This is a genomic window from Arthrobacter globiformis, assembly GCF_030817195.1.
Lineage (GTDB): Bacteria > Actinomycetota > Actinomycetes > Actinomycetales > Micrococcaceae > Arthrobacter > Arthrobacter globiformis_D.
In genome coordinates this window covers 3,141,486-3,157,106 of record NZ_JAUSYZ010000001.1, presented here as the reverse complement: position 1 = coordinate 3,157,106, position 15,621 = coordinate 3,141,486, and the positions used below count along the sequence as shown (strand labels likewise).

Annotated in this window: 17 protein-coding genes; 12 read left to right on the top strand and 5 right to left on the bottom strand. The window is 66.8% G+C overall.

Annotated elements, in window-relative coordinates:
- Positions 1 to 34: 34 nt before the first annotated feature.
- From QF036_RS14255 to QF036_RS14240, 4 genes are read left to right on the top strand one after another with little or no spacing between them, the layout of a single operon-like run.
- On the top strand, positions 35 to 502 hold the full coding sequence (locus tag QF036_RS14255; RefSeq protein ID WP_307102854.1) for a DUF3099 domain-containing protein: 468 nt from the start codon (positions 35 to 37) through the stop codon (positions 500 to 502).
- Entirely contained in the window at positions 499 to 759 is a 261-nt protein-coding gene (locus tag QF036_RS14250) for a hypothetical protein (RefSeq protein WP_307102853.1), read from the top strand. The genes QF036_RS14255 and QF036_RS14250 overlap by 4 nt, the downstream gene beginning before the upstream one ends.
- Entirely contained in the window at positions 760 to 1,632 is an 873-nt protein-coding gene (locus tag QF036_RS14245; RefSeq protein ID WP_307102850.1) for an SURF1 family cytochrome oxidase biogenesis protein, read from the top strand.
- On the top strand, positions 1,616 to 2,131 hold the full coding sequence (locus QF036_RS14240; protein ID WP_373460152.1) for a YbaK/EbsC family protein: 516 nt from the start codon (positions 1,616 to 1,618) through the stop codon (positions 2,129 to 2,131). The genes QF036_RS14245 and QF036_RS14240 overlap by 17 nt, the downstream gene beginning before the upstream one ends.
- A gap of 68 nt (positions 2,132 to 2,199) precedes the next feature.
- Here the strand turns inward: QF036_RS14240 and QF036_RS14235 are convergent, their stop codons facing one another.
- The 4 genes from QF036_RS14235 to QF036_RS14225 form a co-directional block, all read right to left on the bottom strand.
- Positions 2,200 to 2,778 (bottom strand): dihydrofolate reductase family protein, encoded by a 579-nt coding sequence (locus tag QF036_RS14235; RefSeq protein WP_307102848.1) that lies wholly within the window; start codon positions 2,776 to 2,778, stop codon positions 2,200 to 2,202.
- A 156-nt stretch (positions 2,779 to 2,934) separates the two neighbouring features.
- Positions 2,935 to 3,741, bottom strand: coding sequence for an HNH endonuclease signature motif containing protein (locus QF036_RS25365; RefSeq protein WP_373460151.1), 807 nt, complete (start codon positions 3,739 to 3,741; stop codon positions 2,935 to 2,937).
- A 46-nt stretch (positions 3,742 to 3,787) separates the two neighbouring features.
- Positions 3,788 to 4,792: a DUF222 domain-containing protein gene (locus QF036_RS25360; RefSeq protein WP_373460149.1), complete on the bottom strand. Its 1,005-nt coding sequence runs from the start codon at positions 4,790 to 4,792 to the stop codon at positions 3,788 to 3,790.
- Positions 4,793 to 5,080: 288 nt separating this feature from the next.
- Entirely contained in the window at positions 5,081 to 6,679 is a 1,599-nt protein-coding gene (locus QF036_RS14225) for an ABC-F family ATP-binding cassette domain-containing protein (protein ID WP_307102847.1), read from the bottom strand.
- Positions 6,680 to 6,969: 290 nt separating this feature from the next.
- Here QF036_RS14225 and QF036_RS14220 point away from each other — a divergent pair, with 290 nt between their 5' ends.
- Genes QF036_RS14220 through QF036_RS14210 form a run of 3 tightly spaced genes read left to right on the top strand, consistent with a single transcriptional unit; the run spans position 6,970 to position 8,986 of the window.
- Complete coding sequence (locus QF036_RS14220; protein WP_307102845.1) at positions 6,970 to 7,644, top strand: biotin transporter BioY; 675 nt, start codon at positions 6,970 to 6,972, stop codon at positions 7,642 to 7,644.
- Entirely contained in the window at positions 7,641 to 8,366 is a 726-nt protein-coding gene (locus QF036_RS14215; RefSeq protein WP_307102843.1) for an energy-coupling factor ABC transporter ATP-binding protein, read from the top strand. The genes QF036_RS14220 and QF036_RS14215 overlap by 4 nt, the downstream gene beginning before the upstream one ends.
- Positions 8,363 to 8,986 (top strand): energy-coupling factor transporter transmembrane component T family protein, encoded by a 624-nt coding sequence (locus QF036_RS14210; RefSeq protein ID WP_307102840.1) that lies wholly within the window; start codon positions 8,363 to 8,365, stop codon positions 8,984 to 8,986. The genes QF036_RS14215 and QF036_RS14210 overlap by 4 nt, the downstream gene beginning before the upstream one ends.
- Before the next feature lie 27 nt (positions 8,987 to 9,013).
- Here the strand turns inward: QF036_RS14210 and QF036_RS14205 are convergent, their stop codons facing one another.
- Entirely contained in the window at positions 9,014 to 10,042 is a 1,029-nt protein-coding gene (locus QF036_RS14205; RefSeq protein ID WP_307105928.1) for a LacI family DNA-binding transcriptional regulator, read from the bottom strand.
- 209 nt (positions 10,043 to 10,251) lie between these two features.
- Between QF036_RS14205 and QF036_RS14200 the strand changes: the two genes are divergently transcribed.
- The 5 genes from QF036_RS14200 (at position 10,252) to QF036_RS14180 (ending at position 15,597) form a co-directional block, all read left to right on the top strand.
- The gene (locus QF036_RS14200; RefSeq protein WP_307102838.1) at positions 10,252 to 11,505 is read left to right on the top strand and encodes a Gfo/Idh/MocA family protein; all 1,254 of its coding nucleotides are present in this window, start codon (positions 10,252 to 10,254) and stop codon (positions 11,503 to 11,505) included.
- A gap of 159 nt (positions 11,506 to 11,664) precedes the next feature.
- The gene (locus QF036_RS14195) at positions 11,665 to 12,888 is read left to right on the top strand and encodes a sugar ABC transporter substrate-binding protein (RefSeq protein WP_307102836.1); all 1,224 of its coding nucleotides are present in this window, start codon (positions 11,665 to 11,667) and stop codon (positions 12,886 to 12,888) included.
- A gap of 108 nt (positions 12,889 to 12,996) precedes the next feature.
- Entirely contained in the window at positions 12,997 to 13,908 is a 912-nt protein-coding gene (locus QF036_RS14190) for a carbohydrate ABC transporter permease (RefSeq protein ID WP_307105926.1), read from the top strand.
- A gap of 10 nt (positions 13,909 to 13,918) precedes the next feature.
- Positions 13,919 to 14,785 carry a carbohydrate ABC transporter permease gene (locus QF036_RS14185; protein ID WP_307102835.1) on the top strand — a complete coding sequence of 289 codons (867 nt, stop codon included), beginning with the start codon at positions 13,919 to 13,921 and terminating at the stop codon, positions 14,783 to 14,785.
- A gap of 32 nt (positions 14,786 to 14,817) precedes the next feature.
- Complete coding sequence (locus tag QF036_RS14180; RefSeq protein WP_307102833.1) at positions 14,818 to 15,597, top strand: ThuA domain-containing protein; 780 nt, start codon at positions 14,818 to 14,820, stop codon at positions 15,595 to 15,597.
- Positions 15,598 to 15,621: the final 24 nt, after the last annotated feature.

Sequence of the window (15,621 nt, the reverse complement as noted above, 5' to 3'; positions counted from 1 at the left end):
CCATCTTCGGATGGTGAGAGAATTGGGGTAGCCAATGGAGCGTGATGAGACAGTCGTGATACCTGAACCCCAACCCGGACAGCCGACGCCCGGGAAGCGTGATGCCGCCGCCGGCCATCCGGAAGTAATCAGCATCACCGACGCCGCCGCGGCGCATTCCGAAGACATGCGTGAGCGCATGATCAAGTACGCCCTCGCCATGGGTATCCGCATGGTGTGCCTGATCCTGATCTTCGTGGTGGACGGCTGGTTCAAGCTGGTTGCCGTGGCGGGCGCAGTGTTCCTGCCGTGGGTCGCCGTGGTGATCGCCAACGGTTCAGACAAGGCGGAGATCCACAGCGATGCCCTGCTCGATTACACGCCGTACGCTGAATTGGGAGCGGCCGACGACTCCGGGACTGCGGAAAGCACCGACACCGCGGATGAACCGGCGGTGCTCCAGGGCGAACTCATTGCTGATGACGAAGAAGACGACGACGGCCGGGGACAGAAAGCTTCATGAACATTTTCAACTTGGGTGGCGGCAGCGGCGATCTTGCCGGACCGGCATCCGCGGCCACGTGCTCCCGCAAAGCCTGCCGGGCCGAAGCGTCCTGGCAGCTGCTGTGGAACAATCCCAAGATCCACACGCCTGACCGCCGCAAGGTGTGGCTGGCATGCGGTGAGCACAAGGCGTGGTTGGAGGACTACCTGCAGACGCGCGGGCTCTGGAAGGAGACCGTGCCGCTTGAGGCCGCAGAGACCGGCGGGAACAGCTAAATGTACAAATTCCTGTTTTCCAGCAAGTGGCTGGGCTACCTCCTGCTGGCCGCGATCTTCGCCACCGGCTGCGTGTTCCTTGGCCGCTGGCAGATGGATCGCCGGGCGGAGACGCTGGCGGAAATCCAGCGCGTGACATCAAATTACTCAGCAACGCCCATCACGTTTGATCAGGCCCGCGATGAGTTCAACCAGCTGGACCCGTCCCGGGAATGGACCCAGGTCAAGCTCCAGGGCAGCTACGACGTCGACGGGCAGCGGATCGTTCGTAACCGGCCCCTCAACGGGCAGCCCGGGTACGAAGTGGTGGTCCCGTTCAAGCTCGTGTCTGGCGAGACCGTCGTGGTTGACCGCGGCTGGCTGCCGATTGGCAACAAGACCCCCGGGCGGCCGGACTCCATTCCGGCGCCACCGACCGGGCAGATCACCGCAGTGGTGCGGCTCAAGCACAGCGAACCCACGCTCCAGCGCGGCGCGCCGGAGGGCCAGCTGGCCTCCATTGACCTGCCGACGTACGCCGCCGAGCTCGGCTATCCGCTCCTGACAGGCGCCTACGGGCAGCTCGCCTCGGAGACGCCGCCGGTGGCGGACATGCCGCAGCCTTTCCCCATGCCCTCGGTGGACGAGGGAACGCACCTGTCCTACTCGCTGCAGTGGTTCGCCTTCGGTGTCCTCATGTTCGTCGGTTTTGGTTACGCCGCCCGGCAGCAGGCGCGCAACGCCGCGATGGATGCCGAGGACGCCGAGGCGTTGGACGGCGAGCCTGCCCACACCGCCGCGGGAGCCCGCCGTCGTCCGCCGGCACCCCGGAAACGAAAGCGGCCCACGGCGGAAGAAGAGGAAGACGCGATCCTGGATGCCCAGGGCTACTGACGACGGGAGCACGGACATGCTCGCCGACGCTGTTGCCGCCGACCCGGTGGCCAACGTGCGCCGCGCCCTCACCGCCGCAGGCGCCCGCGACACAGTCACGGTTCTTCCCGGTGCGGTTCCGACGGCGGCCGCCGCGGCTGACGCGCTCGGCTGCGATGTTGCGGCAATCACCAACAGCCTGGTGTTCGAAGTGGACGGCACTCCCCTGCTGATCCTGGCCAGTGGCGCCGCGAAAGTGGACGTCCGACTGGTCGCCTCCCAGCTGGGCACCGGACGGATCCGCCGCGCGGCCCCGGATTTCGTGCTGCACCACACGGGCCAGGAGGTGGGCGGCGTTGCGCCGGTGGGCCATCCTGCCAAGATCCGCACCCTGCTGGATGCCTCGCTCGAAGAGCATCCGACGCTCTGGGCCGGAGCCGGCGACCATCACTCCATGTTCTCCATCAGCTACGGTGAGCTGCAACGCATCACGGACGCCCACGCGCTTCGGGTGCGGTGAGCACCGGGGCCGTTCAGTCCTTTTTTGGCCGCGGCCCGAAGTAGCAGTTGCGCCCGGTTGCCTTGGATTCAGACGTGCAGGGCGGGCCGGTAGATGAGCTCCTGGGTGTGGCCGTCGAGGGTCCGGCTCTCGATCAGCTCGAGGTCGAAGTCGGCGGCGCCTTGGAAGATCGGCTCCGCCCCGGTCTGACCGGTGATCACAGGGAAGAGAGTCACCTGGACGCGGTCTACCAGGCCGGCGGCCATCAGTGCCCGGTTCATCGATAGGCTTCCGTGGGAGCGCAGCGGCATTTCTGACTCTTCCTTGAGCCGGGCCACGACGTCGACTGCGTCGCCGCTAGCGACAGCCGCGTCCGGCCAGTCGAGCGGTTCCTGCAGCGTTCTCGACACCACTGTTGCCGGTAGGTTCCTCATCCGCGTTACCCATGGGTCAAGGACCTCGGGCTCCTCGCTGCTCGAGGCCAGCATCCGTGCGAACGCCCGATACGTGTTGGCCCCGAAGACCATCCGCTGCTCCTCGCCGTACAAGCCGAGGCGGTGCTCGAGCAGCTCGGGCCCTTGCTTGCCCCAGTAACCGCCCCAGTTTCCGCTGTGCGAGCCGAAGCCATCGAGGCTGCAAAAGACGTCGAAGGTATAGGTAGCGGCCATGATGCTCTCCTCGGGTGCGGCTGATCGGGTTTAGAAATACAAATGCCACAGCGGGACGAGCTTAGCTACCAAAGGGGAGGCTGACCACGGCTCATCAGTCCGACTAATCCGGACAGAAAGATTTAAGTCCTGCGATTGGCCCGCTGCACCGCCGCGCTACTGGGCCAGTTCAGGTTCGCTATCAGCTAGGGCGAGCTGGTCGCTATACAGAAGCCCAGGCTCCGGTGCTGAATGCTCGTGGCTGTTCATTCGTGTTGGGGTCGTGAGCGGAAGTAGTGGTTGCGGCGGGGTTTTCGGTGGGGGTCGAGTTCTGGTGGGGGTTTGAACCAGGGGACGTCGTTGGTGACTTCGATGGTCCAGTGTTCTTTGTGGATGAGGTGGTGGTGATGGGCTGCAGAGCAGGACGCCGTTGCCGGTGCCGGTGGTTCCGCCCCGGGACCAGTAGGTGATGTGGTGGGCTTCGCACCAGGGGGCGGGGATGGTGCAGCCCGGGAACGCGCAGCCCTGGTCCCGGGCCGTGATGGCTTTGCGGATGTGGGGCGGGAAGGCCCGGGAGGCGCGGCCGATGTCCAGGATCCGGCCGTCGCTGCCGAGGACGACGGGGATGATGTCGGCGTCGCAGGCGATTTTGCGGATCGTGGCCGGGTTCACCGGGCCGCCGTACGCGAGCAGGGCGGTGCCGTCGCCGGTCCGGCCGGTGTAGCCCGGCCGGGGACCCTGCGCGCCCTGGGCCCACTGCGCGCCCGGGGACCACTGGCCGCCCTGGGCCCAGTCAGCCGGCGGTGCGCCCCACTGCGCGCCCTGTCGTTGCTGGAGTTCGGCGAGGAGGTCGCGGTAGTTGATGGTGACCAGGATCTGGGGCCGGTGCCCGCCGTTGGCGGGCAGGGTGTCGGTGGTGAGGGCGGTTTGGCAGGCGCCGACGAGCCCGTCGAGTCTCTTCTGGCCCTGGGACCGGTGATCCAAAGGGATCTCGGGGACGCCCGGGGTGTCCCAGCCGGCCAGGCCACCCTCAGTATCCCCGTCCCCGTTGCCACCGGTCCGGTCGCCACCCGTCCGGTCGCCACCGGCCCCGGCGGCATCTGCCCCGGCACTGTCTGTCCTGGCGGTGCCGGTCCCGTCGGCGGGTGCCGGTCCCGTCGGCGGGTGCCGGGGTGCGGGGGTTGGTGGCGGTGTTCATGACGGTGGTGAGGGTTTCGAATTGTTCGGCGGTGGCGAAAATTTCCAGGTGCTGCAGGCCGTGTTTGGGGCGGCGGATGAAGGCGCCCTGGATTTGGCGGAGGGCCGGTTCGGAGGGTTCGGTCCCGTCCTGGTCGATCGCTTCGGCCCAGTGTTTGGTGACCCGGGTCAGAAAGTCGCCGTCGCTTTCGACGGCGGTTTGGGTCAGGGCGTGTTCCATCTCGGTGGTGAGGGCCGGGGTGGTGAGGTGCCGGGCCCGGTCCAGGGCCAGGGTGATGGTGGTCCCGGCGCGGGAGCTGATCTGGGCGGTGCTGATCGCGGCGGCGAGTTCTTCGTAGCGGGGCGGGAGTTGCTGGCCGCCGAAACCTGCCCGGGGCAGCACGGCGTCGGCCAGGGAGAGGCGGCGGCGGGCTTCGGCGGCCGGGATCCGCAGCCTGGCCTGCAGGAACTCGACAGTGTTGCGGGACCCGTCATCCCCCGGACCCGGGTCCCCTGCAGCAGCGGTCGGGTCGAGGGGTGACGTCGCGCCGGTGAGGGCCTCGGTGCGGGCACGGTCCACCGCGCCGGCGGCCACCACCTGCAGAAACTCCACGTGACGGGAGAGCTGCTCGACCCGGCCCGCGAAATCCGCGGCCTGCCCGAAACCCCACAACGCCGTGTCTCCGGCGGTGATCGCGCTGGAGGTCAGCAGATCAAGGCTGCGGTCCATCACGTCCGCCGCAGCAGGAAGGCTCTGAAGGGCGTTGGCACCGGCGGTAGCCAACCCACCGGCAGTAGCCAACCCACCGGCACCGGGCCCTAAGGCCCGGCCTGCGGTGAATCCCCCAATGGCTTCCATGGAACCAGTCTGATCAGGGGGTCTGACATTATTAGCCCCGCCGCTGTGAGACCGGTCGTTGGGCGACCGGCCGCCTGGAGTGCCGCCGTCGGAAGGGAGCCGATCAGGCCAGTCACCGCCGTCGTTCCCTAATGCAGAAGCCAGCCCGGAAGCACGGGGCCCTAAGGCCCGGTCTGCGGTGAATCCCCCAATGGCTTCCATGGAACCAGTCTGATACGGGGGTGCGACATTAAAGGACGGCTAGCGAGGCCGGCCAGCAGCTGGCACACCAGCAGCCCCGCGGTGAAACTAGGCCAGCGTGATGAGGTCCAGGTAGTCTTCGTTCCAGTGGTCCTCGACGCCGTCGGGCAGCAGAACGACGCGCTCGGGATTCAGTGCCTCGACAGCACCCTCATCGTGGCTCACCAGCACGACGGCGCCGGAGTAGTTCCGCAGGGCCCCGAGGATTTCCGCGCGGCTGGCGGGGTCCAGGTTGTTGGTGGGCTCATCCAGGAGCAGCACGTTGGCGCTCGAGGCGACGATGGTGGCCAGGGCCAGGCGGGTCTTCTCGCCGCCGGAGAGAACACCGGCAGGTTTGTCGACGTCGTCGCCGGAGAACAGGAACGAACCCAGGATACCGCGGACCTCAGCGTCCTTCATGTCCGGCGCAGAGGAACGCATGTTCTCGAGAACGGTGCGGTTGACGTCGAGCGTTTCGTGCTCCTGGGCGTAGTAACCCACCTTTAGGCCGTGGCCGGGGATGACCTCACCGGTATCGGGCTTGTCCACGCCGGCGAGCATGCGCAGCAGGGTGGTCTTGCCGGCACCGTTGAGGCCCAGGATGACCACCTTGGAGCCGCGGTCGATGGCGAGGTCAACGTCGGTGAAGATTTCGAGGGAGCCGTAGGACTTGCTGAGCCCGTCCGCGGTGAGCGGGGTCTTGCCGCAGGGCGACGGGTCGGGGAAGCGGAGGGCTGCCACGCGGTCGTTTTCGCGCACGGCCTCCAGCCCTTTGAGCAGGCGTTCGGCGCGCTTGGCCATGTTCTGCGCGGCGACAGCCTTGGTGGCCTTGGCCCGCATCTTGTTGGCCTGGTCGAACAGGACCTGGGCCTTCTTCTCAGCGTTGGCGCGTTCGCGCTTGCGGGCGCGTTCATCGGTTTCGCGCTGCTGGAGGTAGCGCTTCCAGTCCATGTTGTAGAAGTCGATCTGGGCGCGGTTCGCGTCCAGCAGGAACACCTTGTTGACGGTGGCCTCGAGCAGTTCCGTGTCGTGGCTGATCACGATCAGTCCGCCCTGGTGGTTCTTCAGGAAGTCACGCAGCCAGGCGATGGAGTCGGCGTCGAGGTGGTTGGTGGGCTCATCGAGGAGCATGGTCTCCGCATCCGAATACAGGATGCGGGCGAGCTCCACACGGCGCCGCTGCCCACCGGACAGGGTCTTGAGGGGCTGGTTCAGCAGGCGGTCCGGGAGGGCGAGGTTCGAGCAGATCGCTGCAGCCTCGGCTTCGGCAGCATAGCCGCCGGCCGCCAGAAATTCGGATTCCAGCCGGTCATAGCGGTTCATCGCCTTGCGCTGGACGGCGGCGTCGTCGCTGGCCATCTCTTCGTGTGCCACTCGGAGCTTGCCGACGGCGACGTCCAGGCCGCGGACCGACAGGATGCGGTCCCGCGCGAGCTGCTCCATGTCCGGGGTGCGCGGATCCTGTGGCAGGTAACCAATTTCGCCGGTGCGGGTGACCTTTCCGGCCGCGGGCAGCCCTTCTCCCGCGAGTACCCGGGTCAGCGTGGTCTTGCCTGCACCGTTGCGGCCGACCAGACCGATCTTGTCTCCCTTGTCGATCCGGAAGCTCACCTGGTCCATAAGGAGGCGGGCGCCGGCGCGCAGTTCAAGATCCTGGACGGTAATCAAAGCAGGTAAGGCCTTTCACAACAGGGAATGCCGCAGCACGCGGGCTACATGCCGCACGGCGAAAAGTAGGAACGCCGGGGATGCCAGCCGGGAGAACGGCCGGTTCAAGTCTACCGTCCGGCGCCACCCGGCCAGAACACGTGGTCACCGCCCGGAGGAGGGAGAATTTGTACCCACGACTAGACCCCGGGCAGTCCCTCTTGTAGAACAGCAACAAAATGCGGCTACTCCCGGGCCAGTAACGTCAACACCAGCCGATAATTGTTTGTACCCCTCCGACAGGACCTCCCATGACCCAGACCCATTCCGCCGGCACCCTGCAGCCGGCAAAGCGCAACCGCTGGAACGCCACCGACCTCGGACTCATCGCCGTCTTCGCCGCGCTCGTGGCGGCGTCAGCCCTGGTTGCCGCCATCCCAGTGGGCGGCCTCGGCGTTCCCATTACCCTCCAGACACTTGCCGTCATGCTGACCGGGCTCGTCCTCGGGCCCGGCCGCGCCTTCGCCGCCGTCGGCCTCCATACCCTGCTTGGGCTCGCCGGACTCCCCATTTTCAGCGGCGGCCGCAGCGGGCTGGGGATCCTGGCCGGACCGTCGGCCGGCTACATCATCGCGTTCCCCCTCGCCGCCGCGGCGGTGGGCTGGATGGCTGCCGTCATCATCCGCCGCACGGTGAAGTTCCGCGCCGTGTTCCTTTTCGCCGCCGCGATGGTCGCCAGCATTGTGCTGATCCACGGACTGGGCATCGCCGGCATGATGGTCAACGCCAAGCTGGACTTCGCCAAGGCGTTCCTGGCCGATCTCCCCTTCTACCCGGGTGACATCATCAAGAACGTCCTCGCCGTTGCGGTGGCCATCGCCCTGCACAAGGCCTTCCCCGACCTGCTGGTGCGCCGCGTCCGGAAGCTCCCGCAGCAGCCCGCCACGCCGGCAGCCTCCAAGCCGGAAGCCTCCGCACAACAGTGAGCACAATCTCCCTCAGGAGCGCAGGGGTCAGCGTGGCCGTCGACGGCCGCCCTGCCCCCAAGGTCCTGCTGCAGGACATAAGCCTGGAGCTCACCGAGGATCGGATCGGTGTGATCGGAGCCAACGGCTCTGGAAAATCAACATTGCTTCGCCTGCTCAACGGCCTCCTGACGCCCACCGAAGGGACCGTGACCGTCAACGGCGCCGACACGGTCCGCAATGTGCGCACCGTGCGCCAGCAGGTGGGCTTCGTCTTCACCGATCCCCTCTCCCAGCTGGTCATGCCCACCGGGCGTGAGGACGTTGAGCTCTCCCTCCGGCGTTCGGTGCGGCACGGGAAGGAGCGCCGGGACAAGGCGGCGGCCGCCCTGGACCGGTTCGGGCTCCTGCCGCTGGCGGACCAAAGCATCTATGAACTCTCCGGCGGCGAACGGCAGCTTCTCGCCCTCGCGTCCGTGCTGGCGGTGGAGCCGGACGTCCTGGTGCTGGACGAGCCCTCCACCCTGCTGGACCTCCGGAACCGCGAGCTGCTGCGCCGGACCCTCGCCGGCCTGAGCCAGCAGATCGTCATGTCCACCCATGACCTGGAACTGGCCCTGGACATGGACCGGGTTCTGGTGGTCGAAGGCGGACGGATAGCGTACGACGGCGGTGCTGCCGCCGCCGTCGAGCATTACCGCTCGCTGTCTGCCCGGAGCCTGTCAGGCGGGGACTTCCGGTGAGGGGCCACGGCTTCCTGCTCGCCAACTACGTGCCCGGCACGTCCCTGATCCACCGCATGCCGCTGTGGCTGAAGTTCCTGCTGGTCCTTGCCTGCGGAATGGCCTCGTTCCTGATCGTCGACTGGCGGCTGGCCGCCGGAGCCCTCCTTGTGATGTGCATACTGTTCCTGCTGAGCGGCGCCGGGGCAGTGCGCCTCTTCCGCGCGGTGCGGCCGCTGCTGCCCATCCTGCTGGTCATCGGAGCGTTCCAGTGGTGGCAGCTGGGCGGGCCTGTTGCCGCGCGGATCGTCCTGAACATCCTGTTGTGCGTCGTGGCGGCGTCCCTGCTGACCGCCACCACGCCGCTGCACCGCCTGCTCGACGGAGTGGTTTCCCTCGCCCGCCCGTTCCGGCGCTTCGGCGCGGACCCCGAGCGCTTTGCCCTGACCATCGCCATTATGCTGCGGAGCATTCCCTTTATTGCCGGGGCCTTCGCTGACGTCCGGGATTCGGCGCGTGCCCGCGGACTGGAACGCAACCCGCGGGCACTCGTCCTGCCGGTATTCATTACCACCGTTGCGTATGCCCGCCATACCGGCGAGGCGCTGGCCGCCCGCGGGCTGGGCGAGCCGGAAGACTAGCAGCTTCCGGTTCTCAGCCCACCGGGCTCAGCTTGCCGCGGACGACGGCGCCCGCCGGGCCGGCCCCGTCGATTGCCCTTCCTCGAAGCGGCAGATCACCACGGCCTGGCGCATGGGACCGCCCCGTTCCTCAAGCTGATCCACGAGCGTTTCGACGCCCATGCGGCCCAGCTCCGTGCTGGGCAGCGTGAGGACGGTCAGCCGGGGATCCGTTGCTGCGGCCCCGTCCGGCGTTGAGCCGATCAGCAGGACCGACATGTCCCCGGGTACGTCGATGCCGCGCCTGTTCAGGCCGTTCAGGAAGCCGAACGACGCGTTGTCGTTCATGAGGATCACTGCCGTCGTGTCCGGGGCTGTTTTGAGCAGCTTTTCGGCGGCGCCCTGACCTGATATCGGCGACTCCTCGCAGGAGAGGTGGACTGATTCGAGCCCGCGGCGCTCCACTTCCGCGGCAAAGGTTGCCCGGCTCCGCACCACGGGGCCGTAGCCGCTGAGGGCATGCTCGGCCCCGCCGCTGTCAACGAAGCAGAGCCGGCTGTGTCCGAGCCCCTGCAGGTAGGAGACGGCCTCGACCATGGAATTCTCAAAGTCGACGTCCACGTACGGCAGTTCCTCCGGATGCCGCGTCCGTCCAATCAGGGCAAACGGCAACGTGGAACGCTGCAGCCGCTCCACCCTGGCATCGTCCAGCTGCACTTCCATGAGCAGGACCCCGTCGATGAAGCCGCTTGAGATGAGCTCCTCAACCTCTTCTGCGTCGTTGCTGATGGGCCACAGCACAAGGTTGTAGCCGAGGTCCTTGGCCGTCTGGGTCGCGCTGGTGAAGAACTTCACGGCGGTCTCGCTGAGGCGCCGCTGCAGCGCAGGGTACAGCAGGGCAATGATCCGGGTGCGCTTGCTGGCCAACGCGCGCCCGAGGGCATTCCGGCGGTAGCCCAGTTGCAGCATGGCCTCCTCAACCCTGGCACGGGTGGCCGGGGCAACCGGCTTGGTGTCGTTGATGACAAACGACACCGTGGCGATCGAGACGTCCGCCAGCCTCGCAACGTCTCTCATGGTGGGCACAGCGCGCCTCTTTCAGCTCAGACTCGGGGAACCGGACAGGACTCCAGTAAAGCGGTTAACTTTTTCCTTGACAACCCCTCGCCGCGGGATGCAGAGTTGTTCCGACATCCCCCGACACATTGAAGCCGTGCCGGACTTTGGCTGCTGAGTTAACCGCTTAACTGCCGATCTGCACGAACCTACTTTTCGACAGGAGGACGATGACGTCCACAAGATCAGAGCCGGGAAAGCTGCGGATAGCCCTCATCGGCTACTCGTTCATGGGCTCCATCCACGCCCAGGCCTGGACCACGGCACCGAGGTTCTTCGACCTGGACGTGGTACCCGTGCTCGCAGCAGTCTGCGGCCGCGACCAGGAAGCAGCCCAATCTTTCGCCTACAAGTTCGGCATCGGCCGGGTGGAGACCGACTGGCGGACCCTCGTGGCGGACCCGGACATCGACGCGGTCGACATCTGCGTTCCCGGGAACCTGCACGCAGAGATTGCCATCGCCGCGCTCCAGGCCGGCAAGCACGTGCTCTGTGAAAAGCCCCTCGCCAACACGCTGGCGGAAGCCGAGAAGATGGCCCTCGCGGCGGAGGAGGCGAAGGCCTTGGGGGCCCTTGCGATGGTCGGCTTCAGCTACCGCCGGACACCGGCACTCGCCTACGCACGGGAGCTGGTCCGGGATGGCCGGCTCGGCGCCATCCGCCATATCCGTGCCTCGTATCTGCAGGACTGGATCGTGGACGAGGACTTCCCGCTGGTCTGGCGCCTGGAGAAGGACAAAGCAGGCTCGGGTGCGCTCGGCGACATCGGCGCACACATCATCGACCTCGCCCAGTACGTGACCGGCCACCACCTGGCGGGGATCAGCGCTCTGACGGAGACGTTCGTGAAGACCAGGCCGCTCGCCGGTTCGTCGTCGGGACTTCAGGCGCTGCCAGACCTGGAGACATCATCCGGCCCGGTGACATCATCCGGCCTGCGAGCGCAAGGCCCGGACAAGGCTGAACGGGGCGCAGTGACCGTGGATGATGCCGCGGTCGTCATCGGGCGGACAGCCGAAGGGGCGCTGGCCACGTTCGAGGCAACCCGCTTCGCCACCGGCCGCAAGAACGCCATCAGGCTTGAGGTCAACGGCTCACTCGGTTCCCTGGCCTTCGACTTCGAAGACCTCAACGAGCTCTGGTTCCATGACCACACTGACCCCGCCGAGTCGGCTGGCTTCCGCCGGATCCTTGTCACCGAGCCCAATCACCCGTACGCCGGGGCGTGGTGGCCACCCGGACACGGACTCGGCTACGACCACGCCTTCGTTCATCAGGCAGCCGACTTCGCCCGGTGCATCGCCCGCGGCGAGCAGCCGGAGCCCTCGTTCGCGGAGGGGCTGCAGATCCAGCGCCTCCTCGACGCCGCAGAAACCAGTGCCGCCAACAACGCCCAGTGGCAGGACGTAACGGCCGGCGCGTAGCCCGCCGTCGTTCCTGACAGGACCAACCACCGGAACCCAGCCAGCCGCAGCGGCCGGAGGCCGCCCGGACGATCCCTTGCGCCCGGAACCACTGAATCACCGGAACCACCGCAACCAACGAACACCCCAACCACCCAAGCACGGCAAAGGAGCCCCCTCATGAAGAAAGCATCCCTCACCTGCCTGATGGCCATGGCCGCCATCGCACCCCTCGCCCTCACCGCCTGCGGCGGGGGCAGCAGCCAGTCCGCCCCCAATGAGAAGGTCGACTCGCTCACCGTCCTTGACTACTACAACAACGAACCTGACAAGACCCACATCCAGGGCGCGCTGGATAAGTGCGCCGAGCAGCTGGGCGTGACCCTCAAGCGCGAGACCGTTCCCGGCAAGGACCTCATCCAGAAGGTCCTCCAGCGGTCATCCTCCCGGACCCTGCCAGATGTGCTGATGCTGGACAACCCCGACGTGCAGGAGATCGCTGCAACCGGGGGCCTGGCCCCGCTGGACGACTTCGGCGTGGACACCTCCGGCTTTGCGCAGGGCATGCTCGACGCCGCCACGTACGAGGGCAAGGTGTATGGCCTGGCCCCCACCGCCAACACGCTGGGCCTGTTCTACAACAAGGAGATGCTCACCGCTGCCGGCATCCAGCCACCCAAGACCTGGGATGAGCTGGAGGCGGCGGCGGAAAAGCTGACCACCGGCGACCGCTACGGCCTGGCGTTCTCCGCGATCGCCACCTACGAAGGCAGCTGGCAGTTCCTGCCCTTCATGTGGACCAACGGCGGGGAGGAAACCGACCTGAAGAGCCCCAAGGTGGCGGAGGCACTGGGCTTCATTGACGGCCTGGTGTCCTCGGGCTCCGCATCAAAGAGCGTGGTGAACTGGAGCCAGGCGGATGTGCGGGACCAGTTTGCCGCCGGCAAGGCCGCCATGATGATCAACGGCCCGTGGCAGATCCCCTCACTGGCCAAGACACCGAACATCAAGTGGGCGGCCGTCCAGGTCCCCGTCAACGGACAGGGGCAGACTCCCGTTGCTCCGTTGGGCGGCGAGGTCTGGACGGTGCCGCAGACCGGCAACAAGGCCAAGCAGGCCAAGTCCGCCGAGCTCGTGCAATGCATCAGCAGCGACGAGAACCAGCTGGCCCTGGCCAAGGAGCGCTTCACGGTGCCCACCAAGACCGCCCTTGCGGGTGAGTACGTGAAGGCCGTTCCGGAGATGGCCGCGTTCACCGAGCAGGTGGCCAACGCCCAGTCGCGGACGGGCAAGCTGGGCAAGGAATGGCCCAAGACGGCGACGGTCATGTACACCGCGATCCAGCTGGCGCTGACCGACCAGGCGTCCCCACAGGAGGCCTTCACCAAGGCCGAGGCGAAGTAGGCCCGGGATGAGCCAAACACCCAGCATGCATTACGGAGAGGAGCCGGAGCCGTGCCGACACTGACAACCAGCCGGGCGCCGGGAGACCTCTCCCCCGCCACCGCGGGCATGGCAGAACGGGACCGACGACGGCGGGGCTTCCGCCGGGAGCACCTGGTCCAGGCCCTCTTTCTGGCGCCCGCTGCGCTCTTCCTCCTGCTGTTCTTCGGCTACCCCGTGGTGAAGAACGTGGTGATGAGCCTGCAGGAGTACACCACCCGGACCTTCTTCACCGGAGAGGCACCCTGGGTTGGCCTGGCGAACTATGCCACCGCCGTCGGGAGCAGCCTTTTCGCCCCGGCGATGCTCAACACGGCACTGTTCACCCTGGGTTCGATCGCCGGCCAGTTTGTCATTGGCCTGGCCCTGGCCAATTTCTTCAAGCGGCGGTTCCCGCTGAGCGGCTTCCTCCGTTCGATGCTGCTGCTGCCGTGGCTGCTGCCGCTGATCGTCTCGAGTGCCACGTGGCGGTCGATGCTGGACCAGGACAGCGGCATCCTCAACGCGTTCCTGCGGAACCTCGGTGTCATCCAGGAACCGGTCCCCTGGCTGACCAGCCCGTCGGTGGCGCTGCTGGCCGTGGTCCTGGTGAACATCTGGGTGGGCATTCCCTTCAACGTCACCCTCCTCTATGGCGGCCTCCAGGAGATTCCCGAGGAACTGTACGAGGCGGGCGCGGTGGACGGCGCAACGGGCTGGAAGGCGTTCTGGCACATCACCTGGCCCAACCTGCGGCCGGTGGCCAGCGTGGTCCTGGTGCTCGGCGTCGTCTACACGCTCAAGGTCCTGGACATCATCCTGGGCCTGACCAACGGCGGGCCGGCGAACGCCACCCAGACCCTGGCCGTGCGCTCCTACCAGGAGTCGTTCGTCAACTTCCAGTTCGGCGTCGGCGCTGCCTTCAGCAACATCCTGATCCTGATCTCACTGGTGTTCGCGGTGGTCTACCTCCGCATGAACCGCCGTGCGGTCGACGAGTAAGAGGACCACCATGACAACCCTGGATATAACGACGGCCCGCTCCGTGCCGGCCCGGCTGCGGCCGCGGAAGGCCAACCGGCCCAAGCTGGGGCACACCGCCGTCGGACTTCTGATGCTCGCGGTGATGCTGTTCCCGGTGTACTGGATGGTCAACGCATCCCTGCAGCCATCGGGCAACACCCTCACCGCGGACTTCCTGCCGCTGAACCCAAGTTTCGAGGGCTATGAAAAGGCGATCGCGCAGCAGGGCCCGAACCTGCTGACCAGCCTGGTCATCTCGCTCGGCACGGTGGTGTTCAGCCTGGCCGTCGCGGCCCCAGCCGCGTACATGCTGGCGCAATTCCGGTTCCGCTGGATCAACGCCGCGCTGCTGGCGATCCTCATTTCACAGATGATCCCCGGCATCGTGATCGCCAACGCCCTCTACGCGGCCTACAACGACCTCGGCCTGCTCAACTCCATCCCAGGGCTGATCCTTGCAGACTCGACCCACGCCATCCCGTTCGTGATCCTGATCATGCGGGCCTTCATGATGCGGATCCCGCCCAGCATCGTGGAGGCGGCGAGGGTGGATGGCGCTGGGCTGGTCCGGGCGTTCGTCTCGATCGTGCTGCCCATCAGCCGCAACTCGCTCATCACCGCCGGGCTCTTCGCCTTCCTCTTCTCCTGGAGTGACTTCCTGTTCGCCCTGACACTGACCACCACGGAGGACGTGCGGCCCGTGACGCTGGGCATCTACCAGTACCTGGGCACCCAGGTGTCCAACTGGAGTGCAGTGATGGCCACGGCGGTGCTGTCTTCACTGCCGGCCATCGTGCTGCTGGTCCTGGCGCAGAAGTACATCGCGGCAGGGGCCACAGGCGGCGCCGTCAAATAGCCCATTCCTCTTTCGAACCTAAGGAACCCTTCATGACTGAGAACCACACTCCCCTGCGCGTCACCGTATGGGGCGAAAACCGCCACGAACAGCACCAGCCGCACGTGGCCGAGACCTACCCGGACGGCATGCACACCACCATCCGTGAGGGCATCGAGGAGAACCTTGGCCCGCGGACCGAGGTGGCCACCGTGACCCTCGACGACCCCGAGCACGGCCTCACCGAGGAGCGGCTGCGCAACACGGACGTCCTGGTCTGGTGGGGCCACGCCGCCCATGGCGAGGTGGCGGACGAGGTGGTGGAGCGCGTCCACCGGCACGTGCTGGCCGGCATGGGCCTTGTGGTGCTCCACTCCGGGCACTGGTCGAAGATCTTCGGCAAGCTCATGGGCACCACCTGCACGCTGCGCTGGCGCTCGGAACGGGACCGCGAGATTGTCTGGACGGTGGACCCGACGCATCCCATCGCGCAGGGCGTGCCGCACCCGTTCATCATTCCGGAGCAGGAGATGTACGGGGAGCATTTCGACATCCCCGCCCCCGACGAGCTGATCTTCCTGAGCACCTTCTCCGGCGGCGAGGTGTTCCGCAGCGGGTGTACCTTCAAGCGGGGCTACGGCAAGATTTTCTTCTTCTCCCCCGGCGACCAGGACTACCCCGTCTACCATCACAAGGACGTGCGCAGGGTCATCGCCAACGGCGTGGAATGGGCCCGCACCGTGCGGCCCGAACGCACCGACCCGGTCCTGCTCCGGTACGAAACCGAGGCGTTCTACACCGGCCACAGCTACGAGGGGGCGATGGCCAATTGAGCCGCTTCGCTACTGTGCCTGATT

Bases quoted from the DNA above. Each gene is read 5' to 3' on its own strand.
- QF036_RS14190 (WP_307105926.1), top strand. From the start codon at position 12,997: ATGGCAGAACGGGACCGACGACGGCGGGGCTTCCGCCGGGAGCACCTG.
- QF036_RS25360 (WP_373460149.1), bottom strand. From the start codon at position 4,792: ATGGAAGCCATTGGGGGATTCACCGCAGGCCGGGCCTTAGGGCCCGGT.
- QF036_RS14255 (WP_307102854.1), top strand. From the start codon at position 35: ATGGAGCGTGATGAGACAGTCGTGATACCTGAACCCCAACCCGGACAG.
- QF036_RS14195 (WP_307102836.1), top strand. From the start codon at position 11,665: ATGAAGAAAGCATCCCTCACCTGCCTGATGGCCATGGCCGCCATCGCA.
- QF036_RS14220 (WP_307102845.1), top strand. From the start codon at position 6,970: ATGACCCAGACCCATTCCGCCGGCACCCTGCAGCCGGCAAAGCGCAAC.
- QF036_RS14200 (WP_307102838.1), top strand. From the start codon at position 10,252: ATGACGTCCACAAGATCAGAGCCGGGAAAGCTGCGGATAGCCCTCATC.
- QF036_RS14245 (WP_307102850.1), top strand. From the start codon at position 760: ATGTACAAATTCCTGTTTTCCAGCAAGTGGCTGGGCTACCTCCTGCTG.
- QF036_RS14185 (WP_307102835.1), top strand. From the start codon at position 13,919: ATGACAACCCTGGATATAACGACGGCCCGCTCCGTGCCGGCCCGGCTG.
- QF036_RS14180 (WP_307102833.1), top strand. From the start codon at position 14,818: ATGACTGAGAACCACACTCCCCTGCGCGTCACCGTATGGGGCGAAAAC.
- QF036_RS14235 (WP_307102848.1), bottom strand. From the start codon at position 2,778: ATGGCCGCTACCTATACCTTCGACGTCTTTTGCAGCCTCGATGGCTTC.
- QF036_RS14240 (WP_373460152.1), top strand. From the start codon at position 1,616: ATGCCCAGGGCTACTGACGACGGGAGCACGGACATGCTCGCCGACGCT.
- QF036_RS14250 (WP_307102853.1), top strand. From the start codon at position 499: ATGAACATTTTCAACTTGGGTGGCGGCAGCGGCGATCTTGCCGGACCG.
- QF036_RS14205 (WP_307105928.1), bottom strand. From the start codon at position 10,042: ATGAGAGACGTTGCGAGGCTGGCGGACGTCTCGATCGCCACGGTGTCG.